Raw genomic sequence first — 23955 nt, forward strand, 5'->3', positions numbered from 1 at the left:
TTGCCTTGACAAACGGAATGCCAAGGATGTCACTAGTACTGAATTTCACGGGGAACCTCCTCTCGTGCCGGCAAACTACTACCGGCAGTCCAAATTTAAAATAAAGTGTGGTAGAATTACCACAAACAATGCTTATTATAAGGTATTCGACGATAAAGAATAAGTGGGGAATTACAGATGCAACAACAATATCCGGATGATAGCCTGGCCCTTCATACTGATTTGTACGAAATCAATATGATTAAAACCTACTGGGAGCAGGGAATTGACCAGCGCCAAGCAGTGTTTGAGGTTTACTTCCGGTCACTTCCATTTGAAAACGGGTATGCGATTTTTGCGGGCCTTGAACGGGTCGTAGACTATATTCGTAACCTTCGTTTCACCGAAAGCGACCTGGCGTACCTGCAACGGGTGGGTGATTATCCGGCTGCTTTTATCGACTATCTCCGGCACTTCAAGTTCCGGTCAACCGTTCGGTCCGTTGTGGAGGGGGAAGTGGTGTTTAACAATGAGCCCCTCATTGAGATTCGGGGACCGTTGGTGGATTGCCAGTTGGTTGAAACGGCGATCCTCAACGCGGTTAACTACCAAACCCTAATCGCAACGAAGGCTTCCCGGGTGCGGTCGGCGTGCGGGGATGACCTTTTGATGGAGTTCGGAACGCGTCGGGCGCAGGAGTTTGACGCGGCGCTGTGGGGAACCCGGGCCGCCTACATTGGTGGGTTTGACGCGACGAGTAACGTCCGCGCGGGGAAGCTGTTTGGGATTCCCGTTAGCGGGACCCACGCCCACGCGCTTGTCCAGGCGTACCAGAACGACTACGATGCGTTTATGGCGTACGCCCAAACCCACCACGACTGTGTTTTCCTGGTGGACACCTACGATACGCTTCGGAGTGGGGTGCCTAACGCCATCCGAGTTGCGCGGGAAATGGGCGACCGGATTAACTTCCAGGGTGTGCGGATTGATTCGGGTGATATGGCTTACATTTCCAAACGGGTGCGGGAACAGCTGGATGAAGCCGGTTTTCCTAACGCACACATCTACGCGTCAAACGATCTGGATGAAAAGACGATTACCAGCCTGAAGATGCAGGGAGCCAAGATTGATGCGTGGGGTGTCGGAACGAAGTTGATCACTGCATACGACCAACCGGCGCTCGGGGCGGTTTATAAGATGGTGGCCATGGAAAATGCGAGCGGCGAGCTGGAGGATACGATTAAGATTTCCAGCAACGCCGAAAAGGTGTCCACGCCCGGGCAAAAGCAGGTGTGGCGGATTACCCGCAAGAGCGACGGAAAGTCGGAGGGAGATTACGTTGCCCTCCTAGACGAGCAACCGCAGAACCAGGATGAGTTGTACATGTTCCACCCCCAGTACACGTACATTAATAAGACGGTGCGGGATTACCAGGCCCGGCCGCTTTTGCGGGAGATTTTTGCGGATGGTAAACAGGTCTACGAGCTCCCGTCACTGGAAACGGTGCGGGACTATTCCCGGGAGCGGCTCAGTAATTTATGGAACGAGTATAAGCGAGACCTCAACCCGCAGGATTATCCGGTGGACTTGTCCCAGAAGTGTTATGACAACCGGATGAGGATGATTAAGAAGGTTCGGCAACAGGTTGCGCAGCAGGCAACCAACGGAAAGGAAGAGAAATAATGCGCCCAATGCAGCAGGAAATTATTAACGCCTTGTGCGTGCAGGCCTCAATCGACCCGCAGACGGAAATTCGGCGGTCGGTTGACTTTTTGAAGGATTACCTGAAGAAAAACACGTTTTTAAAGTCCCTTGTGCTCGGAATTTCCGGGGGCCAGGACTCAACGCTGACGGGGAAGCTGTCCCAGATGGCGATTAGTGAGCTCCGGGAGGAAACCGGCGATGATGAGTACCAGTTCATCGCTGTGCGGCTGCCGTACGGGGAACAGGCTGATGAGCAGGATGCCCTGGACGCGATCGACTTTATCGGTGCTGACCGCACGGTGCGGGTCAACATCAAGGAGGCGGCCGATGCGATGGTGGCGGCCTTGGAGAAAAACGGGTTGACCGTGAGTGACTTTAATAAGGGAAACATTAAGGCGCGGCAGCGGATGATTGCCCAGTACGGGATTGCCGGGGAATTTCACGGTGCGGTCGTGGGAACGGACCATGCGGCTGAGGCGGTCACTGGTTTCTACACCAAGTTTGGTGACGGCGGGGCCGACATTACTCCAATTTGGCGGTTGGATAAGCGCCAGGGACGGGCAATGCTGGAGTTGCTCGGTGCTCCGGCGCACCTGTACGAAAAGACCCCAACGGCTGACCTCGAAGATAACCGGCCGGCATTGCCGGATGAGGTGGCGTTGGGGGTAACGTACGATGATATCGACGATTATCTCGAAGGGAAGGACGTTGCGGCTGACGCGGCGGAGAAGATTGAGCAGTGGTACCAGAAGACGCAACATAAGCGGCACCTTCCGATTACGGTATTCGATGATTTCTGGAAATAACGCGTAGTTATATTATGGAAGTCTTTCCGGGGTTCAGGAGCGAATCCCGGATTTATTATGCGGGAGGAAACGGAATGACGGATGAGGAGTTGCAACGGTTAGTGGAACAGCTTTCCCTAACGGCGTTTCAGCGGCCGTTTACCCACCAGGCAACGTTTAACCGCCGGCTGCGGACTACCGGCGGGCGGTACTTGCTTGCAACGCACAACATTGAGATTAATCCGCGGATGATTACGGCGGGCCAGGATGCGTTAGCGGGGATTATTAAGCACGAGTTGTGTCATTACCACCTCCACCTAACCGGTAAGGGGTACATGCACCGCGATCATGATTTTAAGGTATTGTTGGCGCGGGTCGACGGGTGGCGGTATGCCCCAGCCCAGAAGCGACCGCCAAAGTACGTTTACGTGTGCCGTCAGTGCGGGGCGCAGATTTTGCGACAACGGCGAATGGATCCACGGCGGTATGTTTGCGCCCGGTGTGGAGGCCGTATTTCTCTGGCTGCAAAAAATCGTTGACATTCATCGCGGGCTTGGTATAATGATATTGTTTCGCGGGTGTGGCGGAATTGGCAGACGCGTCAGACTAAGGATCTGGTGGTCGTTTAGATCGTGATGGTTCGAATCCATTCACCCGCATATTTAACAGTTCGATACTTTCCAACCAAAACGCTGATATATCGGCGTTTTTCTTTTTATAGCGGTCGGTAAAAACCGGCTTTTTTCGTGCTCGCGAACACGATTTGCACACGAAATGCACACAAAAAAACGGGGTTAATCATTGCTATACCAGGCTTTTGGAATGACGTGTTTTGTGAGCAGAGTTAAGGTATGAACACAAAGTTGTAGTTTACTATATATGGCACTGGTGTGTGAATATGCCAGTGCTTTTTTAGTTAATTTGAAGTATAAAAAGAGCGTCCCTAAATGGAACGCCCGAACGTTTTTGTGACTTTGGCATGTCACGATGTGCTTCATACTCATTGCACCTGTATTGTAACATACGTTAAGGCACAGTCCATTAATGTGGCGATAACCGGATAACCATCGCATATGTAATAGAAAACTATTGTACTTGGTTAATTTATTTCGCGATTTAAAGGCCTTTAAGGACGCCGATAGTTGCACGGATAAAGGGAAACGATTAAAATCGTTTATAAAAGGTTAGATTTTTACGATACTTGGAAGAAAGTAGTGGAATTATGATACACTCAAGCATGTAGTGTATGAGAAAGAGCTCATATTTTTCGGGAGAGAAGTGAACAGGTTTTATGACGAAAAAGGCAATCGGTTGGGCCGCGGGGCTAATTGTCGCTCTCGGTGCGGGAGGCTATGTCCTTGCGCGCTATAATACGAATAGTATGGCGCATGTCATCTACCAGAAGGTTGCGCATACTAATTCTGTGGACACGGACTTTTTAAGGCCGAAGAAGGGGCCTGCCAAGGTGGATACGGATGCTAGTCTAAAAAGCATCCGTAAGGACTTAACGGATGAAAATTATACTGGCGCCTACGTAATTGCAAGGAACGGAAAGGTTTCTCAAACATATTTTACGGGGAAAAACGCCGGTCAGATGGACGGCAAGTTTTACCTCGCGACCGACACGGAGAATATGCTGACGGCGGCAGCGATTTTGCACCTGGTTGATCAGGGAAAGCTAAAACTTTCGACGCCGATTAACGAGTATTACAGCTCGTTGTCAACCCCGGACAGGGTGACGGTGCGGTCGCTTTTGAACATGACATCGGGACTATCAAATAATTCGGTTCCAAGTGATCAGCTATCAAACGTGTTGAACTGGAACATTGATCATGCTGAGGCAGGATCAACGGGACAATATGATTACCAAGAGGTTAATTACGTGTTGCTTGAAGGGATTATCTCCCAGGTAACAAACCAGTCGTATCGCAGCTATATTACCGATACGTTCCTCAAGCCGAACGGTCTAACCGGGGTTAAGTTTGTATCGCAGATTGATAATGATAAGCTGGCAACCCCGTACAATAACGGGCATGCGGTTTCCGATTCCACCGTGACAAAGGCAATGAACAGCCAGATGGGGCGGAATCAGCTGGTGGCCACTCCGAAGGCAATGCTCCGGCTGACCCAGTTTTTGATTAAAAATTATGGAAATAACCCCAACTTTACTGGGAGTCAGCCCACTGGAAGGCTGATTAAGAAGGGTACCATGTATTATGCTTCGGGGAAGGTTACCGGCTACCGGACGGCGGTTGCGGTTAGTCAGGATGGCAAGACCGGGGTTGTGTTGATGAGCAACGATTCAAACGGTAAAGACGGGTTAACGGCGCTTGTCAAAAAGTTATTTAACAATTTAAAATAATTATCAGGAGAAATAGTTATCAGGAGGGATATTCACATGAACGAGGCGGATAGCCAACGGGATTCATTAAGATTTAGCGACATTGGTGAAGTCTTGGGGATTTTGCGAAAGCGGAAGAATGTAATTATTTGGACAACGGTGATTTGCGCAGTCCTCACGTTATTTGTTTCACTCTTTGTTATTACTCCCAAGTATAGTTCAAGCACGGACATTCTCGTTAACCGGAAAGTCGATAATTCGCGGGAACAAATCAATGCTCAGGGGCAAATTCAAGCGGATGTCCAGATGATAAGTACGTACAAGGACATTATTACTAGCCCGACAATTCTTAATACGGTAAGTGGGCGGCTTGCTGATAAGGGTTACCATATTAGTGCGGGAGCAATCCGGAAGTGCATCAGCATTAGCAACCAGCAAAATTCACAGGTGTTCACGGTTGCCGTAAAGGCAAAGAACCCGCAACTAGCGGCGGCGATTGCTAATACCACTGCGGATGTTTTTAAGACCAAGGTCAAGAAGATTATGAGTATAAATAATGTTTCGATCTTGTCAAAGGCCGTTGCCAATTCTTCACCGGTTTCGCCGAAGGTCGGGTTGAATACGATTATCGGAATCGTTATCGGGTTGGTTTTAGGCTTGATTTTAGCATTTGTTTCCAATGAACTGGACTGGACGATTACGGATGAATCGTTTATTACGGATGACCTTGAATTGAATAACCTCGGAATTGTTAGTGAAATTCCAGCAAGTAAGGTTAAGAAGTTGATTTCAACGGGCCGGATTACTTCACGTGGTTCAGGAAAACGGAGGGTTTAATTGATGGGACTTTTTGATCGGTTTAAAAAGAATAAAACAAAGCTTGACGAGGATAGCATGAAGTACGGGGTCGCGTTAATTACCCGCGACGACCCGAAGTCAGGGATTTCAGAACAGTACCGGACGATTCGGACCAACCTGAAGTTTTCGTTCCTAGACCCGAATTTTAAAATCCTAGCAATTATGTCGGCCCTGCCGTCTGAGGGGAAATCAACGGTCAGTGCCAACCTGGCAATTACCTGGGCAGAGGAAAAGAAGCGGGTACTGTTGGTTGATGCTGACTTGCGGCGGCCAACGGTTCACCGGACATTTCACGTGTCAAACCGCTATGGCCTATCGAACATCATTACTTCCTCGTCCAGGACAGTGAATATTTCTGAGATGATTGATAAAACGGAGGTCGAAAACTTAGACGTTTTAACAAGCGGCCCGATTCCACCAAACCCAGCGGAATTGCTGGGGTCCGACCGGTTAAGTCAATTATTGGATTTCTTAAAGGAGAAGTACGATTTCATTATTCTGGATGCCCCTCCGGTTGATACGGTTACTGATGGCCAGATTGTTGCCGCCCGGGCAGACGGCGTTGCGTTGGTCGTGCCCCAGGGAATCGCAACCAAGGATGCGGTGACCAGCGCCGTTAAGCTCCTCAAGCAGGTGAACGCCAACATTTTGGGGGTCATTATGAACAGGTTTACCGCCCAAAAGGCAAGCGGCTATTATGGTGGCTATTACGGGGGATATTACGCCGGCAGCTACTATGGGAGTAGCGATTCTTCAAGAAGGGGCTCGAAAAAAAGAGGGAGAAAGTAATGACACTGGTTGATTTACATTCGCACATCTTACCGGGCGTCGACGATGGCTCCCCGGACTTAGCAACTTCCCTGGAATTAGCCCAAGAAGCGGTTGCGGACGGGGTAACGCATATGTTACTCACGCCCCATCACATGGATAGCAACTATGTTAATCATAAAAAGGATGTAGTTGAAAGAACGCAGGCGTTCCAGCAGGCCCTCGAGCAGGAGCAAATACCGCTGAAGGTTTTTCCGGGACAGGAAGTGCACTTAACGGAGCACCTGATTGAAGCAATCGACCATGACGACGTTTTATATGCTGATGCGGGGAACCGCTACCTTATGTTGGAGTTACCCCATACGCACGTTCCAGAATATTTTATGCGCAACATCTTGCCGGAGTTGCAAACCCGGGGAATTACCCCGGTAATCGTTCATCCTGAGCGGAATCAGGGGATCCAACGCAATCATCAGTTGCTCTATGACATGGTTAGGGCTGGGTGCTTGACCCAACTAACGGCAAGCAGTTACCTGGACGCCTTTGGTGAGCATGTTACCCAGTTAACACAGGAGATTATTGATGCCAACCTGGGCACAACCTTTTCTTCGGACGCCCACGCGTATAAGGGGAGGAGGAGCCGGATGAGTGCTGCTTATCAGAAACTGGCTGATAATGACCGTGACAAGGCGGTTACATATACCGGAAATGCCAAGGCGATTTTAAACGGCGAGGATGTCCCGGTGCCGGAAATTCAAGCGATTCGAACGAAGAAAAAGAGTTTATGGGATAAGCTTTTTAAGAGCAGGAAATAGAAAGGATAACTGTTTATGAGTAGCGTTTTAATTACTGGTGGTGCGGGGTTTATCGGCTCAAACCTTGCAGACCGCCTAGTCGCCCAGGGAGACAGGGTCACAATCGTTGATGATTTATCAATGGGGTTAGTTGAAAACATTCCGGATTCGGACCAGGTGACGTTTTACGAGGAGTCGATTACTAATAAGGAGTTCATGGAACACTTATTAGTAAAAAACAAGTTTGATTATATTTACTTATTTGCCGGGGTTGCGAGCGTGGCGGATTCAGTTGCCCGCCCGTACGAAACCCACCAGGTCAACCAGGAGGCAAACGTTTTTCTGCTAGAGGTCATCCGGAAGCGGAAACTGCCGGTTAAGAAAATTCTGTTTGCGTCCTCGGCCGCGGTTTACGGGGACGACCCGCAGCTGCCAAAGACGGAACTGTCACGGATTAAGCCGTTAACACCGTATGCAATCGACAAGTTCGCGTCGGAACGCTACATGATTGACTACGGTAATTTGTACGGCCTTCCAACGGTTGCGGTGCGGTTTTTCAATGTTTTTGGCCCCAAGCAGAACCCTGCTTCCCCGTATTCAGGAGTCATTTCGATTATTACGGACTGCATTCGCGAGGGGAAGACGTTCACCCTCTACGGTGATGGTGAACAGGTGCGGGACTTCGTTTACATTGATGATGTTATCAATGCGCTGCTTCTGTTGACTCGCGGAGATAAGGCGGCCGAAGCCCACGGCGTGTACAACATTGCTGCCGGGAAGAAGACAAGCGTTAACGATATGATTGCGGCGTACGAGGGGATTACGGGAAAGAAGCTCGCTGTCAAGCAGGAAGCTGCCCGGCAGGGTGATATTAAGTACTCATATGCTGATATTAGTAAATTAGCGGGCTTAGGCTACGAGCCGGTTTATAACATTGAAACCGGGTTAAAGAAGTACTGGGATTACGGTGACAACGAAAGAGATGCAGAGGCGTGAGAAGTAACGTACCAAAGGGAATTTCCCAGGTCCGACGGTTAAGCCGGGTTCAACCAGCTGAACGCCAGGCACTAAAACAGAAAAGGGTTGAGGCGACCGAGGAGGTGTCCACCAGCTATTCGTACGAGCGCAAGCTGAAGGCACCGCTTAAAAGCGCTTATTTACCGGTTAAACGGCTATTTGACGTTTTATCAGCGAGCGGATTAATGGTTGTAACGGGCCCAATCGTGTTACTTTTCGGGGTTTTGGTTAAGTTGGAAACCCCGGGGAGTATGTTCTACAGCCAAGAACGCGTTGGGTTAATGGGAAAACGGTTTAAGGTAACCAAGTTACGCTCAATGTATACGGATGCTGAAAAGAATAGCGGGGCTGTGTGGGCATCAAAGAACGATTCCCGGGTAACACGGGTCGGCAAGTTTATCCGCAAAACACGGATTGATGAGCTGCCCCAACTATGGAGCGTTATCAAGGGGGATATGAGTATGATTGGTCCGCGCCCGGAACGGCCCGAATTAACCGAAAAGTTCAGTGAGGAAGTTAAGGGGTTTGAGCAGCGGCTCCGGGTTCTCCCCGGGCTAAGCGGCTACGCTCAGGTTCACGGCGGGTACGACGTTACCCCTGAAGAAAAATACAAGCTCGATAAGTATTACATGGATAACATCAGTTTGAAGGAGGACCTTAAGATTATCCTTGAAACGGTGCGCGTTGTTTTAACAGGTGATGGAGCAAGGTAATGAAGATTGTATACGTAATTACTAAGGGAACATGGGGGGGCGCACAATCCCACGTATTTAGTCTAATTAAGGACCAGGTTACGCGGGGAAATGTCGTCGAGCTGGTTGTCGGCGAGTGTGGCCGACTGGTGGATGACGTGCGACAGAACTTCCCCCAGGTCAAGGTCTACCAGGTAGCAACGCTGACCAATAGTTTAAGGCCAGATAAGGTGTTAATCACCGTGGGTAAGCTCCGGAAGATTCTCAAGCGCTCCAAGCCTGACATTGTTCACCTTCATTCGACCGTTGCGGGGACGGTAGGAAGGATTGCTTCAATTGGGCTGAACGTGAAAGTCCTTTTTACGGTTCACGGAAGCTCTTTCACCCCAGGAGTGGGGAAGAACCGGGAGCGGTTTGCCAAAATAGTCGAACGGGCCCTGATTCCCTTTACCGATAAAATAATCTTTGTTTCACGGTTTGACCGGGATTTATGGAACACCCAACTAAGGGGATTCCAAAAGAAAAATAAGGGAATCGTCATCCATAACGGGGTTGAGGATCAACAGTGGCCCCCTGAGGAGCACGCCACTGACAAACTAGAACTTTGCATGGCGGCGCGGTTTGCCACGCCCAAGAACCAGGAGTTATTAATTAATACGATAAAAAATAGCGCCCTTTCAGGTAGGGTACACGTTACCTTTTTGGGGGAAGGGGAGTTTCTCGAGAAGTGCAAGCAGCTTGTTGGTTCGGCGACCGCATCGTTTTCCTTTATGGGCGCTGTCAAGGACGTAGCGCAATACTATCAGCACGCCGACATTGTGGTGCTGATTTCTAACTTTGAGGGGTTGCCAATCTCACTGATAGAGGCACTTCCGCTCGGGAAGCCGATCATCGCCTCAAATGTTGGGGGGATTCCTGAAATTGTCAGTGCCGCTAATGGCTTTCGCGTGGATAATACCCAGGAGAGCATTGGCCGTTGCCTGGAAGAAGCGATTAATAAGCCAGGGCTACTAGCCAAGATGGGCGAAAATTCCCGGCGTTTGTACGAACAGGACTTTAAAATTCAAGGGATGTTAGACAAAACCAATAACGTTTACAGGGATTTAATGGGCGAATACAGAAAGTAGAAGTAGTGTTATGGACTTTAATATAGACTTCGTGGTGACATGGGTAGATGGAAGTGATCCCCAGCTAATCTCCAAGAGGAAGCCCTTCCTCAAGGAGGAAAGTGATGAGCGCTTTCGCGACTACGGGATATTTAAGTACTGGTTTAGGGCGGTTGAAAAATACGCGCCGTGGGTGCATAAAATTTATTTAATCACCGACAATCAGCTTCCCCGCTGGTTTAATAGGGATGCCGAAAAGGTCGTGGTGGTTGACCACACGGACATCATCGCGGAAAAGTATTTACCGACCTTTAATTCAAACGTCATTGAGCTCAGTATTAATAATATTGCCGGCCTTGCGGAACATTTTGTGGTGTTTAACGACGACATCTTTTTAAATGATTACGTCAGGCCGGATGATTTCTTTGACATGCGAACGGGTCTTCCTAAGGACATTGCCGCCCAAAATGTGATTATGCCCATCGAGGACTTTGACCACATCACCGCGAACAACGTGATTACCGTCAACAGAAGGTTTAACAAGAAGCGGGTCATGCTAAAGGCACCCTTTAAGTACTTCAATCTTAAGTATGGTTACTGGAACGTGTTAAGTCTGTGCCTCCTTCCATGGCCGCGCTTTACGCGGTTTGTGGACCCGCATATTCCCTTTTCGTTTACGAGGAGCAGCTTTCAGCGGTTCATAAGTGATAATCATGACTACGTGGAACGGACGATGCGCAACCGGTTCCGGGGTACGGAGGATGTCTCCATTAACGGAATCCGGTACCAGGAATTGGCGCTAGGAAATTTCAAGCCAAGGAGTTACCGCTTTGGGAAGAAGTATGATTTAACCCAGTTGCAGAAGATCGAGAAGGACATTAAAAAGGGGACGCATAAGGTTATCTGTATCAACGATACCGCTAAGGTTGACGCGGCGACCTTTGACAGCAGCACCCAAAGGTTACGGGAGCTGTACGGGTTAAAGTTCGCGGAAAAGTCGGCCTTTGAATTGTAGATAGGAGGAGCACTATGCCACGAGTAACAAGGATGTTTGTTTTTTCTTTGAAGTATACGTTAGTATGCTTGCTGGTTGTTGCGTTCCTCCTGTTTTGTAATCGCCTTTTTAAACACAATAAAAAACGGGGGGCGCTGGTTAGCCTGATTGCCCTGGGCGTTGTCTCCGCGATTAGTTGTAATTTTTCATCGGACGGTGAAGTCTACTATGTCCTATACAACGAGGTTCTCAGCTACTTCAGTTCCCTGAAAGCAGTCATAACGTTCAGGTATCAGAACGCCTTTCAAGCGTTATGCTACCTGGTACAAAAGTACATCGGGGGGTCATACACCATCTTCTTTGTCACCACGGCAATTTTTGTTTTAATGCTGTGGATGATTTTTAGGAAGCATTCAGCGAACCCGCGCTACTCGGTGATGATATGGCTGTTAGCGGGCTTTTTTGCCGTGTCGTGCAACATTTTAAAGCAGTACATGGCAATGTTAATCATGTCCTTCGCATATTTTGCCTTACAGAAAAGAAGGTACCTGCTTTTTTGCGGCCTAACCTTTTTGGCGAGCCTCTTTCACGTTTCGGCCCTTATCATCGGAATAATTTTTGTCGTTGTGCGGAACGCGCGGTTCAGCGCCCAGAAGTTAGCTTATTCGGTCGGGGCGGCCTGCATGTTGGCGGTCTTTATTGTCCCGTGCATCGAACTCATAGTAAAGATTCCGGTTTTCGCAAAGTACGCAATCTACCTGACAATTTTCCAAAAGGTCCAGCTGCGGTTGATGCTGGGACCGTTTATCAACCTGGCCTTTTACCTTCTTGTTATTGCCCTCTTTCACGGCTCAAGGGATAAAATGCCAGAGTACATGAATAAATATCTGACTTTGATAATGATCGGGATTTGTTTCTCAATTATCGGGATGCGGTTTGTGTACGTCGCCAGGCTGTCGTATTACTTTTACCAGTTCGTTCCGTTGCTATTGGCAGACGGAATTGAAGGAAAAATAATAACAGGGAATAGGAAGATTTGTTTGGGGATAGCGCTCGTTGTTTTCTGCTTCTTATTCACGATTTTCTCCGGCGAATTGAGCTACTTCAACTATTCAACGATTTACAATGATTATCCGGTTCCGTTAAGGATATTTATGAGTAGGTAATAATATTGGAAAGCAGAACAAAAAACTCAGTAAAAAATATTATATATGCCGTAGTGGGGCAGGTTTTTGGGCTATTAGCTAGTTTTATACTACGGATTGTATTCGTGCACACGCTCTCCAAGGATTATCTGGGGGTGGACAGTCTATTTACGAGTATCGTTTCGGCCCTGTCGTTAACGGAACTAGGGATCGGGTCGGCGATTAATTATAGCTTATATAAACCCCTAGCCGAAAACGATGTCGAACAGATTAAGGCATTAATGAAGCTCTATAAGCGGGCCTATATTTCCATCGGCATTGTTGTTTTTGCTGTTGGGGTACTGCTCGTGCCGACCCTGCCCTTTTTTGTGCACCGGGGGAATATTCACCACTTAGACCTAATTTTTATCCTGTTTATCATTAATAGTTCAATCTCCTACTTTTACTCGTACAAAAAGTCACTAATCGTTGCGGATCAATACAGGCACATTACCGTCGTGTATACGTATGTCTCGTTTGTAATAATGAGTATCATTCAGGGGATCCTGTTGGTGGTTACCAGGAACTACGTCGTATACCTCCTGGTAATGATCTTCTTCACGTTCGTTCAGAACTTTTTGATTTCAAAAAAGGCGGATAAGATGTATCCGTATTTGCTGGAGAAGGATACGAAGAAGTTAGATTCTAAGACCCTCAAGTTAATCGCGAAGAATACGTACGCAATGAGCCTGCACAAGATTGGTGGGACGGTGGTCACGTCAACTGATAACATTGTTATCTCCCGGTTCTCTGGGATCGTTGAAGTGGGGAAGTATTCAAACTACCAGATGGTGACCAACGCACTAAACATCGTTTTTGGGCAGATTTTTAACTCGGTAATTGCCAGCGTGGGGAACCTGGGGGCGGAGACGACCGGAAAACTAAAAGACAACTTTGAAAAGGTGTTCTTTCTTAGTTTTTGGCTGATTTCGTTTGTTTCGTGTTGCTTGTATATGGTCTTTAACCCTTTCATCAGGATATGGGTCGGAAGCGTCTTCGTTCTAAAAGAGAGTGTGCTGATTGCCATTGTCCTGAACTTTTACATTTATCAGATGAGAAGGCCGGTGTTGACTTACCGGGATGCGTTGGGAATCTACTGGTATGACCGGTTTTTGCCGTTAATTGAAGCGGTGGTCAACGTTGGTTTTTCCATCATTCTGGCAAAACACCTGGGAATCCTGGGAACGTTGCTGGGGACCATCATCAGTATGACGTGTTTGAACCTCTGGATTGAACCGCTGATTTTATACAGGTATGGGCTCCGCTCAAGCGTTTTTGAGTACTATAAGGTGTTCATTAAGTATACGGTCACGGCAGTCGTGAGCGTTGCGGTAATCAGGCTTATTTCCATTTTTGTTTTGTGGAACGTATCAAACGTATTATTACAGATAGTCGTTAATATTATTCTCAGTGTGTTTCTTTATAACGTGTTGTTCATGGTGTTTTACCATAAGGACGCCGCTTTTGATTATATGATTGGGCTCTTAAAGAGAATCGTTTGCGGAATGACCGCAAGAAGGGAATCATAATTTTGGTTGAGAGAATTTTACAAATTTTACCCGGGAGTATGAACATGGGCGGGATTGAGCGTTTCCTGATGGGAATGTATAAAAACCTGGATAGGACGCGTTATCAGTTTGACTTTGTGGTTCATTCACCGGAGGAAAATTACTTTGAGCCGGAGATTCAGGAGATGGGGGGAAGGGTCTACCACCTGAGTCCTAAGGCAAAACACCTTTTTAAATATAAAAAGGAATTAATGGAAGTGATGAAGAACTATCACGTCGTGCATATTCATTCTTCGTATGCCTTTTCCTACTTCGAAGCTAAGTGGGCAAAGCAGTTGGGGAAAAAGGTGATCGTTCATTCGCATAGTTCCAAGCAGCTGGGGAAAAAATTACTGGTTCATCAGCTCTTAAAAAGAGGGCTTAACAGTAATATTGACGTGAAGTGTGCTGTCAGCCGGGAAGCGGCGCAGTTTATGTTTACCAGGAATAGTACCGTTAAGTTGATTTTCGGGTTTGACATTAGAAAATTTGTTTTTTCAAAGGAAAACCGCGATGCCATTAGGAAGAAAATTAGTGTAGCCCCCAACGAGTACTTAGTGGGGTGTGTTGCGCGGATGGACGACCAGAAAGACCCGTTATACACCAACGAAATCTTCAAGCGGCTTGCAGGAGTGCGTGGGGTTAAGTGTGTTTTTATCGGGGACGGTAAGTACAAGGAAAGCATCATGCAGCAGGATCAGGGCAGTGGAATAATTTTTACGGGCAACGTCCGGGAGCCCGAGAAATACCTGAGTGCCCTGGATGCGTACGTCCTGCCGACAAGGTATGAGGGGATTGCAACCTCAATTATTGAAGCGGAGATTAACGGGCTAAGGGTGTATTCATCGCAGGAAGGCACGCCTAGTGAGGCGAAAATAAGCAATAATTTAACCGTCCTCAGCAAGCAGAACGTGGATGAATGGGGACAGCGTATTCTGGCGGACAGGGAAAAGGAACCGCACAGAACGGTTGCCCTGCAGGAGTACGCCAACTTCGATATTGTTAAGTGTACTAGGGACATGGAAGAAATATATAATCAGTGGCTCTCCTAGGGAGCGCTAGAATGGTTCCCGGATATGTTAAAATGGAGAAGACCGCTGTAATTACCTTACAGGGGTGGAGAACTGGATTCATCTTACTTTATGGAAACAGACGAAAGAGGCTAGTTACATGAATGACAATGAAAAATTATCGCGGACGCGGGATCACCATCAAGCTCCTAAAAAGAAGAAGCACGTTGTAAGAAATGTTATTTTATGGGTCGTGGCGGCCTTAGTTATTTTAACCGGTGCGGTTTCTTTAAAGGCATTCAATAACTTAAAGGGAATCACGAATAAAATGTACCAGAAGGTGGACGTGAGTGGTTCACGGAACACGGCGTCCTTACTCGCGCAGAAGAAGCCCGTTTCGATTTTAATTCTGGGAACCGACACCGGCGCCCTGGGGCGGCATTACAAGGGCCGGACTGATACGATGATGATTATGACCCTAAACCCCAAGAAACATCAGACAACGTTGGTAAGTATTCCGCGTGACATGAAGGTTGACCTGGCTGATTTTCCGCAGTATTCGCCGGCAAAGATTAATTCGGCGTATACCTACGGTGGGCCAAAGGAAGCTATCAAGACGGTTGAAAACCACTTCAACGTCCCGATTGACTACTATGTTTTGGTTAACATGGGTGGGCTTGGGAAAGCCATTGACGATGTTGGGGGCGTCACCGTGACGTCGCCGTTGACCTTTAGTTACGGTGGCTCAAGCTTTACGGAGGGTGAAGCGGAACACATGAACGGGAAGACCGCCCTTAACTTCACGCGGATGCGGCACCAGGATCCCCGGGGTGATTATGGCCGGCAGGAACGGCAACGACTGGTAATTACCGCACTGATGAAGAAGTCAATTTCCCCGTCAACGATTCTGAACACGAACTTCCTCGATTCGATTTCGTCCCAAGTAAGGACTAACCTGACGCTTGGTGATATGAAGAAGTTGGCATCGTACCGTGGGGCGACAAAGAACGTTAAAAGTCTCTACGCTCAAGGGTCGAACCAAACCCTTGATGGGATTGACTTCCAGGTTGTTTCGGTTCAGGAACGCCAGCATATTTCCAACGTTGTTCGGAAATCGCTGGGATTAGCCCCGTCAACGATTGACACTAAGTAGAGAATACGGACACATACTAAGGTTCTGGGTGGGACCACGGAAGGCTGTGACGGGGGTCACGGCCTTCTTGCTGTTTCCGCATAGTTTGGAGTAAACGGGCTGGGTAAATGCGTCCGGGAAAATGTGTTTTACGGGTGAAATGCGAAAGTATGTTCGGCGTGGTAGAATAGAATTACTTTAAGTTAGTACGAACGGAGGGGAAGCACGCATGATTGAACGGCAGGCGGACCGGCAGTTTGAGCTGGTGTCCAAGTATCAGCCAACGGGGGACCAACCCCAGGCCATCCAGCAGTTAACGGCCGGACTCCAAAACGGTACGAAGGAACAAATCTTGCTGGGAGCGACAGGGACGGGGAAGACCTTCACGATTTCCAACGTGATTGCGCAGGCCAACAAGCCAACGCTGGTGCTTGCCCATAACAAGACGCTGGCCGGGCAGTTATACAGCGAGTTCAAGCAATTCTTCCCGCACAACGCGGTTGAGTACTTTGTTAGTTACTACGATTTTTACCAGCCGGAGGCGTACGTTCCGTCCAGTGACACGTACATTGAAAAGGATTCCAGCATTAACGACGAGATTGATAAGCTCCGCCACTCCGCGACGAGTTCGTTGCTGGAGCGGAACGACGTGATTGTGGTGGCGTCGGTCTCCTCCATCTTTGGACTGGGGGATCCGGCGGAGTACCAGAAGCACGTGCTTTCCCTGCGGGTTGGCCAGCAGCTTGAGCGGGACGATCTGTTGCGGGCGCTGGTTGACATTCAATACGACCGTAACGACATTGACTTTCAGCGGGGGCGTTTCCGGGTGCACGGCGATGTTGTCGAGGTGTTCCCGGCGTCCCACGATGAGCGGGCGTTACGGATTGAGTTTTTTGGCGATGAAATCGACCGGATGCGTGAAATTGATCCGCTGACCGGCGAGGTGTTCGGCGACCGGGATCACGTGGCGATCTTCCCGGCGTCGCACTTCATGATTGACGGGGTCCACCTGGATGCGGGAATCAAGGCCATCCAGCAGGAACTCGATGAGCGGGAGGCCTACTTCGAAAAGGAGGGCAAACTCCTGGAGGCTCAGCGCCTCAAGCAGCGGACTACTTACGATATTGAAATGCTGCGCGAGATGGGGTATTGCCCGGGGATTGAAAACTACTCGGCGCCACTGGAAGGGCGGAAGCACGGGCAGCCACCGCACACGCTGCTGGACTTTTTCCCGGACGACTTTTTGATCGTGGTCGACGAATCCCACGTGACGATGCCGCAGGTGCGCGGAATGTACAACGGCGACCTTGCACGGAAGCAGGTGCTGGTGGACTACGGGTTCCGCTTGCCGAGTGCGGTGGATAACCGGCCGTTGAAGCTTAACGAGTTTGAACAGCACGTCCACCAGATCATCTACATGTCCGCGACGCCCGGCCCGTACGAGTTGGACCGGACCGACCACGTGGCCGAACAGATTATCCGGCCGACGGGGCTACTGGATCCCGAGATTGAGGTGCGGCCGGTGATGGGTCAGATGGACGACCTCGTGGGCGAGATTAACAAACGCGTTGCTCAGAACGAGCGCGTGTTTGTTACGACCCTTACCAAGAAGATGGCCGAGGATTTGACGGACTACCTCAAGGACCTGGGAATCAAGGTGAAGTACCTGCACTCGGACATCAAGACGCTGGAGCGGACGAAGATTATCCGGGACCTGCGGCTGGGTAAGTTTGACGTGTTGGTCGGCATTAACCTCCTGCGGGAGGGAATTGACGTGCCGGAGGTTTCCCTGGTGGCAATATTGGATGCCGACAAGGAAGGCTTTTTGCGCAACGAACGCTCGTTGATTCAGACGATTGGGCGGGCTGCCCGGAACGAACACGGGCACGTCATCATGTACGCGGATGAGGTGACGGCTTCGATGCGGACGGCCATTGATGAAACCAAGCGGCGGCGGACGCTCCAGCAGCAGTACAACCAGGAGCACCACATTACGCCGCACACGATTAAGAAGAAGATTAGCGCGGCGATTTCCGTAACGAGTGGCACGCCGGAGAATGCGGACGAACCCGAAAACGAGGTCGAGTTTAGTAAGATGAGTCGCGCCGAACAGCATGAACTGATTAACAACCTGGAGCAGCAGATGCAGCGGGCGGCGAAGGAATTGAACTACGAAGAAGCCGCCACGCTCCGGGATACGATTATGGAATTGAAACTACAGATTGGTGAGTAAACGGAAGGTGAAAGTGTGGGACAAAATAAGATTGTGATTCACGGAGCACGTGAACATAATTTGAAAAACATTGACGTCACGATTCCTAAAAACAAGCTGGTGGTGGTGACGGGGTTATCCGGCTCCGGGAAAAGTTCGCTGGCATTTGACACGCTGTACGCGGAGGGGCGCCGGCGGTACGTGGAGAGCCTGTCGGCATACGCCCGCCAGTTTTTAGGCCAAACCAGCAAGCCGGACGTGGATGCCATCGACGGGCTTTCGCCGGCCATCTCCATTGACCAAAAAACAACGTCCCATAATCCGCGCTCAACGGTCGGGACGGTAACGGAAATTAACGACTACCTGCGGCTGTTGTGGGCGCGGGTTGGAACACCGGTTTGCCCACACGATGGGCACGTAATTACGCGCCAGTCGCCCCAGCAGATGGTCGAACGCATCCTGCAGCTGCCGGAGCGGACCAAGCTGCAGCTGTTGGCGCCGGTGGTCCGGGATAAGAAGGGCCAGCATAAGCAGGTGTTGGCGAAAATTCGCCGGGCCGGGTTTGTCCGGGTGATGGTTGACGGGAAGCGTTACGACCTGGACGAGGTGCCGGAACTGGAAAAGAACAAGAAGCACGCCATTGCGGTGATTGTTGACCGGATTATCGTGAAACAGGGGATTCGCTCGCGGCTCTTTGATTCGGTGGAGGCGGCCCTCAAACTGACCCACGGGTTCATGACGGTTGACGTGATTGGTGGCGAACCGCTGCAGTTTTCCGAGAATTTTGCCTGCCCGTACTGCGGGTTTACGATTGGCGAACTCGAGCCGCGGCTGTTTTCGTTTAACGCGCCGTACGGGGCTTGTCCGGCGTGTGACGGGTTGGGTTACAAGATTGAAGTTGATCCCGACCTGGTTGTTCCGGACAAGAGCCTGTCGATTGAAGCGGGCGCGGTGGTCCCGTGGAACTCAGCAACGACGCAGTACTACCCGACGATGTTGCGGCAGGCCTGTCAGCAGTTTGGCATTCCGCTTGACGTGCCGTTTGAAGAGCTCAGCAAGGCCGCCCAGCACACCATCCTGTATGGTGCTGGAAAGCGAGAGTTCCACTTCCGGTTCCAGGGGAGCGAAATGGGCGGCGCGCGCGACCTTGACATGCAGTTTGAGGGCGTGATTCCAAACGTTGACCGGCGGTACCACAGTAGCGGCAGTGATTTTACCCGCGAACTATTACGTAAGTACATGACGGAACTGCCGTGCCAGCAGTGTCACGGCTACCGGCTGAACGAGCGGGCGCTGGCCGTGCAGGTCGGGGGCAAAAACATCGGTGAGGCCACGGAGCTGCCGGTGGTGGACGCAGCCAAGTTCTTTAGTCAGCTGACCTTTGATGCGCAGGACGAACAGATTGCCCGGCCGATCCTCAAGGAAATTAATGACCGGTTGACGTTTTTGAACAACGTCGGGTTGGACTACCTGACGCTCAGCCGGTCAGCCCGGACGCTTTCCGGGGGTGAGGCCCAGCGGATTCGGCTGGCAACCCAGATCGGCTCGAATTTGTCCGGGGTAATGTACGTGCTGGACGAACCGTCGATTGGCCTCCACCAGCGGGATAACGGGCGGTTGATTAAATCGCTCCAACAGATGCGTGATCTGGGGAATACCTTGATCGTTGTGGAGCACGACGAGGAAACGATGCGGGCGGCTGATTACCTGATTGACATTGGGCCTGGTGCGGGCGCCAATGGGGGTGAGGTCATGGCGGCCGGAACGCCCAAGCAGGTGGCCCGCAGCCGGAAGTCCCTGACCGGACAGTATTTAGCTGGGAAGAAGTTTATTCCGGTGCCAGCAACCCGCCGTGAAGGAAACGGGCACGCCGTTACGGTTTACGGGGCGGCAGCCAACAACCTTAAGCAGATTGACGTGGCGTTTCCGCTCGGGAAGTTTATCGCGGTCACGGGTGTGTCGGGCTCTGGCAAGTCTACACTGGTTAACCTGATTTTAAAGCGGGCGCTGGCCCAGAAGCTCAATAACAGTATGGCCAAACCGGGCGCTTACCGGAAGATTACCGGGGTGGAACACCTCGAAAAGGTCATTGATATTGACCAGACGCCGATTGGGCGGACGCCGCGGAGTAACCCGGCAACGTATACCGGCGTGTTTGACGACATCCGCGGGCTGTTTGCGACGACGAACGCTGCCAAGATGCGCGGGTACGGCAAGGGGCGCTTTAGCTTTAACGTGAAGGGCGGCCGGTGTGAGGCGTGCCATGGAGACGGGATTATTAAGATTGAAATGAATTTCCTGCCGGACGTGTACGTGCCGTGTGAAGTGTGCCACGGGACGCGGTATAACTCCGAAACGCTCGAAGTGGAGTACAAGGGCAAGAACATTGCCGAGGTGCTGGCGATGACGGTTGACGAAGCACTCGAGTTTTTCGATGCCATCCCTAAGATCCGGCGGAAGCTACAGACGATTGCCGACGTTGGGTTGGGTTACGTCCAGCTGGGCCAGCCAGCCACGACCTTATCAGGGGGTGAAGCCCAGCGGATGAAGTTAGCAAGTGAACTGCACAAGAAGAGCAACGGCAAGACGTTCTACATCCTGGATGAACCAACGACGGGGTTGCACACAGATGACATTAAGCGCTTGTTGGGCGTATTGCAGCGGCTGGTTGATAAGGGCAACACCGTGACGGTCATCGAGCACAACCTCGACGTGATTAAGGTCGCCGACCACATCATCGACCTCGGTCCGGAAGGCGGGGACGGTGGTGGCACGGTGGTGGCCACCGGAACGCCGGAGGAGATTTGTGCGGTGCCGGAAAGTTATACGGGACTGTATTTGAAGGACAAGGTGCGGAGCCGGACCATCGGGCAAATAAATTAAGGCGCGCCGGTTTTCCAAAAAGCCCTATGCTATAATGTTGAACAAACGTAAACCAGAGAGGAGGTTGCTGGGATGGCCAATGACATGGACCTGGTAATTATTACTGGAATGAGTGGTGCGGGCAAAACCGTTACCATGCAAAGCTTTGAGGACCTCGGGTACTTCTGCGTAGACAACATGCCCCCGTTGCTTTTGCCAAAGCTGATGGAGTTGTTGCACAACTCGGCGGAGTACAAGCGGGTGGCGCTGGTGATGGACGCGCGGTCGCCTGAATTTTATAAGGAAATCGTGAACGTCTTACAGGAACTGGATACTCAGGGCGGGGTGCAGCCCCGGATTGTATTCCTGGATTCGTCGGACGAGGAACTGGTGGCCCGCTACAAGGAAACGCGGCGGTCCCACCCGCTCGCAATGGGCGGCCGGGTGCTGGACGGCATTAAGAAGGAACGGGCGATGTTGGCGGAAATGCGCTCGCGGGCGTCGGTCGTAATCGACACGTCCACGATTAGTCCGCGGCAACTCCGGGAAAAGATTTTCCAGAAATTTGCTACCGCAGAAAGCGAACCGTTCCACGTGCAGGTCGTGTCGTTTGGCTTTAAGTACGGCCTCCCGATCGACGCGGACGTCGTCATGGACGTGCGTTTCTTGCCCAACCCGTACTACGTCCCGGAATTAAAGGAAAAAACAGGGATGGACAAGGACGTATACGACTACGTGATGAACTCCCCGCGGACCGAGGAGTTTTATCAGAACTACCTTAAAACGTTGCGCTGCGCCCTTCCCGGATACATCGATGAGGGCAAGACCAGCCTGACGATTGCGATTGGGTGTACCGGTGGCCAGCACCGGTCCGTGGCGATTGCCCGGCGGTTGGCAGCGGACCTCCAGCAGGATGGTCAGTACCCGGTGCGGCTTTTCCACCGGGATAGTCAACGGAGAAAGGAGACCGTGAACCGCTCATGAAACTAACAGTTCGTGGAAGAAAGCCCCGCGTTGTTGTGATCGGCGGGGGAACGGGGTTACCCGTTATTTTAAACAACCTGCGGGCCTCCGGAGCGGATATTACGGCCGTGGTGACGGTTGCGGATGACGGCGGTTCGTCGGGGATCCTGCGGAACTACGTGAACGTGGTGCCACCTGGCGATATCCGCAACGTCCTGGTGGCCCTGTCGCGGCTCAGTGACTTTGAAAAGGAGATTTTCCAGTACCGCTTCCGGTCCGACGACCACTTCTTTGCGGGGCATGCGATGGGCAACCTCATCATTGCGGCGATGACCGAAATGATGGGGGACGACATCTTCGCGACCGTTCAGAAGTTGGCGGAGCTCATGCAGGTCGACGGCCACGTTTACCCGGTTGCCAACACGGCCCTTGTTCTCAACGCTGAGTTTGCGGACGGAACCACGCTGGCCGGGGAATCCGAGATTTCCGGCGTGGGCAAGACGATTAAACGGGTGTGGGTGACAACCCTTGACGGGAGTAAACCCGCCGCCGTTCCTGAAGTAATTGACGCCATTATGCACGCCGACCAGATTGTGCTGGGGCCAGGAAGTTTGTTTACCAGCATTCTGCCGAACCTGATGATTGAAAACGTCCGGACGGCGATCCAGCAGACCCCCGCCGAAGTGGTGTACATCTGCAACATCATGACGCAGAAGGGGGAAACCGAGCACTTCACCGATGCCGACCACGTCCGGGTGCTAAACGATCACCTGGGGGGCCACTACATCGATACGGTGCTGGTTAATACCGAACGGGTGCCCGCTGATTACATGGACCGGCAGCGGTACGACGAGTACCTCGACCAGGTGCGGTACGACTTTGGCGGGTTACGCGCGCAGGGATGCCGGGTAATTTCGGATAATTTCTTGCGCCTGCGTGATCACGGGGTGTTCCACAACGGCTCGAAGGTCGTAGCTGAACTCACTAAGCTGATGGGGCGGCCCCGGTCATGGGATGCGAACGAATACAACTAAGATAAGGGAGGGGTCGGTGTGGCCTCATACGCAAGCCAGGTAAAAAAGGAACTCACGATGCTGGACGTGCACGTCGCGGCGAACGCGAAGGCGGAGCTGATGGCCCTCATCCGGATGAACGGGGCCCTCGAGCTGGTAAACCACCACTTTGTGCTTAACGTGCAGACGGAGAACCCCGCGATTGCCCGGCGGATTTACCAGCTCCTTAAACGGTTTTATCAGGTTGAAGCCGAACTACTAGTGCGGCGGAAGATGAAGCTTAAAAAGAACAACCTGTACATCGTGCGCCTCAAGACTGGCAGCGAGCGGATCTTGCAGGACCTGGATATTTTGGACGGGTTTCAGCTCAAACCGACCGTGGATTCGCAAAACCTCCCGACCGACGCGGCGGTGCGGTCGTACCTGCGGGGAGCGTTTTTAGCGGGGGGCTCGGTTAATAACCCCGAAACGAGTCGCTACCACCTGGAAATCTACTCCCTGTATGCCGAGCACAACGACACCATTTGCGCGTTGATTAACCACTACGGGCTCAATGCGCGGAAGACCGAACGGCGGAGTGGGTACATTACGTACCTCAAGGAAGCGGAAAAGATTGCCGACTTCCTGTCGCTTATCGGAGCAACGACTTCCATGCTGAAGTTTGAGGACATCCGGATTGTGCGCGATATGCGGAACTCGGTGAACCGGATTGTTAACTGTGAGACGGCGAACCTGAATAAGGTGGCGGACGCGGCCAACCAGCAGATTGATAATATCAAGTTTCTTGAGCGGACGGTGGGGTTAAACCAGCTCCCCCCCAAGCTCCGCGAGGTGGCGGAGGTGCGCCTAGCCAACCCGGAAGCCAGTTTGAAGGAACTCGGCGAGCTAATTCCCGGCGGAATCTCAAAATCGGGGGTCAACCACCGGCTGCGGAAACTGACCGCTTACGCAGAAAAGGTGCGGGCAGGCGGCGCTCAGGGATAAGCCATGTTAA

20 protein-coding genes and 1 tRNA gene are annotated in these 23955 nt (G+C 51.1%); all 21 read left to right on the plus strand.

The window, feature by feature from the left end:
• Positions 1–177 precede the first annotated feature (177 nt).
• Positions 178–1662 (plus strand): nicotinate phosphoribosyltransferase, encoded by a 1485-nt coding sequence (locus QOR60_RS04480; protein ID WP_283582163.1) that lies wholly within the window; start codon positions 178–180, stop codon positions 1660–1662.
• The gene (gene nadE, locus QOR60_RS04485) at positions 1662–2489 is read left to right on the plus strand and encodes an ammonia-dependent NAD(+) synthetase (RefSeq protein ID WP_283582164.1); all 828 of its coding nucleotides are present in this window, start codon (positions 1662–1664) and stop codon (positions 2487–2489) included. The genes QOR60_RS04480 and nadE overlap by 1 nt, the downstream gene beginning before the upstream one ends.
• A 74-nt stretch (positions 2490–2563) precedes the next feature.
• The gene (locus QOR60_RS04490) at positions 2564–3007 is read left to right on the plus strand and encodes a SprT family protein (protein ID WP_283582165.1); all 444 of its coding nucleotides are present in this window, start codon (positions 2564–2566) and stop codon (positions 3005–3007) included.
• A 35-nt stretch (positions 3008–3042) separates the two neighbouring features.
• Positions 3043–3127 (plus strand) — tRNA-Leu (locus tag QOR60_RS04495).
• A 632-nt stretch (positions 3128–3759) separates the two neighbouring features.
• A complete protein-coding gene (locus QOR60_RS04500) occupies positions 3760–4830 on the plus strand; it encodes a serine hydrolase domain-containing protein (RefSeq protein WP_283582166.1) in 1071 nt (356 codons plus the stop codon).
• 36 nt (positions 4831–4866) lie between these two features.
• On the plus strand, positions 4867–5646 hold the full coding sequence (locus tag QOR60_RS04505) for a YveK family protein (protein ID WP_283582167.1): 780 nt from the start codon (positions 4867–4869) through the stop codon (positions 5644–5646).
• A 3-nt stretch (positions 5647–5649) separates the two neighbouring features.
• Entirely contained in the window at positions 5650–6456 is an 807-nt protein-coding gene (locus QOR60_RS04510; RefSeq protein ID WP_283582168.1) for a CpsD/CapB family tyrosine-protein kinase, read from the plus strand.
• Positions 6456–7250, plus strand: coding sequence for a tyrosine-protein phosphatase (locus tag QOR60_RS04515; protein ID WP_283582169.1), 795 nt, complete (start codon positions 6456–6458; stop codon positions 7248–7250). The genes QOR60_RS04510 and QOR60_RS04515 overlap by 1 nt, the downstream gene beginning before the upstream one ends.
• A 15-nt stretch (positions 7251–7265) precedes the next feature.
• A complete protein-coding gene (locus QOR60_RS04520) occupies positions 7266–8225 on the plus strand; it encodes an NAD-dependent epimerase/dehydratase family protein (protein ID WP_283582170.1) in 960 nt (319 codons plus the stop codon).
• A 104-nt stretch (positions 8226–8329) separates the two neighbouring features.
• On the plus strand, positions 8330–8959 hold the full coding sequence (locus QOR60_RS04525; RefSeq protein ID WP_283582215.1) for a sugar transferase: 630 nt from the start codon (positions 8330–8332) through the stop codon (positions 8957–8959).
• A complete protein-coding gene (locus QOR60_RS04530) occupies positions 8959–10065 on the plus strand; it encodes a glycosyltransferase family 4 protein (RefSeq protein WP_283582171.1) in 1107 nt (368 codons plus the stop codon). The genes QOR60_RS04525 and QOR60_RS04530 overlap by 1 nt, the downstream gene beginning before the upstream one ends.
• A gap of 10 nt (positions 10066–10075) precedes the next feature.
• On the plus strand, positions 10076–11059 hold the full coding sequence (locus tag QOR60_RS04535; protein ID WP_283582172.1) for a Stealth CR1 domain-containing protein: 984 nt from the start codon (positions 10076–10078) through the stop codon (positions 11057–11059).
• A gap of 14 nt (positions 11060–11073) precedes the next feature.
• Positions 11074–12204, plus strand: coding sequence for an EpsG family protein (locus QOR60_RS04540; RefSeq protein WP_283582173.1), 1131 nt, complete (start codon positions 11074–11076; stop codon positions 12202–12204).
• Between the two features lie 5 nt (positions 12205–12209).
• Positions 12210–13751 carry a lipopolysaccharide biosynthesis protein gene (locus tag QOR60_RS04545; RefSeq protein ID WP_283582174.1) on the plus strand — a complete coding sequence of 514 codons (1542 nt, stop codon included), beginning with the start codon at positions 12210–12212 and terminating at the stop codon, positions 13749–13751.
• Between the two features lie 44 nt (positions 13752–13795).
• Positions 13796–14821, plus strand: coding sequence for a glycosyltransferase (locus QOR60_RS04550; RefSeq protein ID WP_283582175.1), 1026 nt, complete (start codon positions 13796–13798; stop codon positions 14819–14821).
• Positions 14822–14939: 118 nt separating this feature from the next.
• Positions 14940–15932, plus strand: a complete 993-nt coding sequence (locus tag QOR60_RS04555) for an LCP family protein (RefSeq protein WP_283582176.1) — start codon at positions 14940–14942, stop codon at positions 15930–15932.
• Between the two features lie 208 nt (positions 15933–16140).
• Entirely contained in the window at positions 16141–18144 is a 2004-nt protein-coding gene (gene uvrB, locus QOR60_RS04560; protein ID WP_283582177.1) for an excinuclease ABC subunit UvrB, read from the plus strand.
• Positions 18145–18159: 15 nt separating this feature from the next.
• On the plus strand, positions 18160–21006 hold the full coding sequence (uvrA, locus tag QOR60_RS04565) for an excinuclease ABC subunit UvrA (RefSeq protein ID WP_283582178.1): 2847 nt from the start codon (positions 18160–18162) through the stop codon (positions 21004–21006).
• 72 nt (positions 21007–21078) lie between these two features.
• Positions 21079–21969 carry an RNase adapter RapZ gene (gene rapZ / locus QOR60_RS04570; RefSeq protein ID WP_283582179.1) on the plus strand — a complete coding sequence of 297 codons (891 nt, stop codon included), beginning with the start codon at positions 21079–21081 and terminating at the stop codon, positions 21967–21969.
• The gene (locus QOR60_RS04575) at positions 21966–22982 is read left to right on the plus strand and encodes a gluconeogenesis factor YvcK family protein (protein WP_283582180.1); all 1017 of its coding nucleotides are present in this window, start codon (positions 21966–21968) and stop codon (positions 22980–22982) included. The genes rapZ and QOR60_RS04575 overlap by 4 nt, the downstream gene beginning before the upstream one ends.
• 18 nt (positions 22983–23000) lie before the next feature.
• Positions 23001–23945, plus strand: coding sequence for a DNA-binding protein WhiA (whiA, locus tag QOR60_RS04580; protein WP_283582181.1), 945 nt, complete (start codon positions 23001–23003; stop codon positions 23943–23945).
• The last annotated feature ends 10 nt before the right edge of the window (positions 23946–23955 follow it).

Source organism: Ligilactobacillus hohenheimensis (assembly GCF_947381805.1).
GTDB lineage: Bacteria > Bacillota > Bacilli > Lactobacillales > Lactobacillaceae > Ligilactobacillus > Ligilactobacillus hohenheimensis.

What these genes read in the sequence shown, in the direction of transcription:
- QOR60_RS04500 (WP_283582166.1), top strand. Translation starts at nt 3,760, where the DNA reads ATGACGAAAAAGGCAATCGGTTGGGCCGCGGGGCTAATTGTCGCTCTC.
- QOR60_RS04520 (WP_283582170.1), top strand. Translation starts at nt 7,266, where the DNA reads ATGAGTAGCGTTTTAATTACTGGTGGTGCGGGGTTTATCGGCTCAAAC.
- QOR60_RS04550 (WP_283582175.1), top strand. Translation starts at nt 13,796, where the DNA reads ATGGGCGGGATTGAGCGTTTCCTGATGGGAATGTATAAAAACCTGGAT.
- QOR60_RS04510 (WP_283582168.1), top strand. Translation starts at nt 5,650, where the DNA reads ATGGGACTTTTTGATCGGTTTAAAAAGAATAAAACAAAGCTTGACGAG.
- QOR60_RS04505 (WP_283582167.1), top strand. Translation starts at nt 4,867, where the DNA reads ATGAACGAGGCGGATAGCCAACGGGATTCATTAAGATTTAGCGACATT.
- QOR60_RS04515 (WP_283582169.1), top strand. Translation starts at nt 6,456, where the DNA reads ATGACACTGGTTGATTTACATTCGCACATCTTACCGGGCGTCGACGAT.
- QOR60_RS04530 (WP_283582171.1), top strand. Translation starts at nt 8,959, where the DNA reads ATGAAGATTGTATACGTAATTACTAAGGGAACATGGGGGGGCGCACAA.
- QOR60_RS04490 (WP_283582165.1), top strand. Translation starts at nt 2,564, where the DNA reads ATGACGGATGAGGAGTTGCAACGGTTAGTGGAACAGCTTTCCCTAACG.
- QOR60_RS04555 (WP_283582176.1), top strand. Translation starts at nt 14,940, where the DNA reads ATGAATGACAATGAAAAATTATCGCGGACGCGGGATCACCATCAAGCT.
- rapZ (WP_283582179.1), top strand. Translation starts at nt 21,079, where the DNA reads ATGGCCAATGACATGGACCTGGTAATTATTACTGGAATGAGTGGTGCG.
- nadE (WP_283582164.1), top strand. Translation starts at nt 1,662, where the DNA reads ATGCGCCCAATGCAGCAGGAAATTATTAACGCCTTGTGCGTGCAGGCC.
- uvrB (WP_283582177.1), top strand. Translation starts at nt 16,141, where the DNA reads ATGATTGAACGGCAGGCGGACCGGCAGTTTGAGCTGGTGTCCAAGTAT.
- QOR60_RS04535 (WP_283582172.1), top strand. Translation starts at nt 10,076, where the DNA reads ATGGACTTTAATATAGACTTCGTGGTGACATGGGTAGATGGAAGTGAT.
- QOR60_RS04575 (WP_283582180.1), top strand. Translation starts at nt 21,966, where the DNA reads ATGAAACTAACAGTTCGTGGAAGAAAGCCCCGCGTTGTTGTGATCGGC.
- QOR60_RS04480 (WP_283582163.1), top strand. Translation starts at nt 178, where the DNA reads ATGCAACAACAATATCCGGATGATAGCCTGGCCCTTCATACTGATTTG.
- QOR60_RS04540 (WP_283582173.1), top strand. Translation starts at nt 11,074, where the DNA reads ATGCCACGAGTAACAAGGATGTTTGTTTTTTCTTTGAAGTATACGTTA.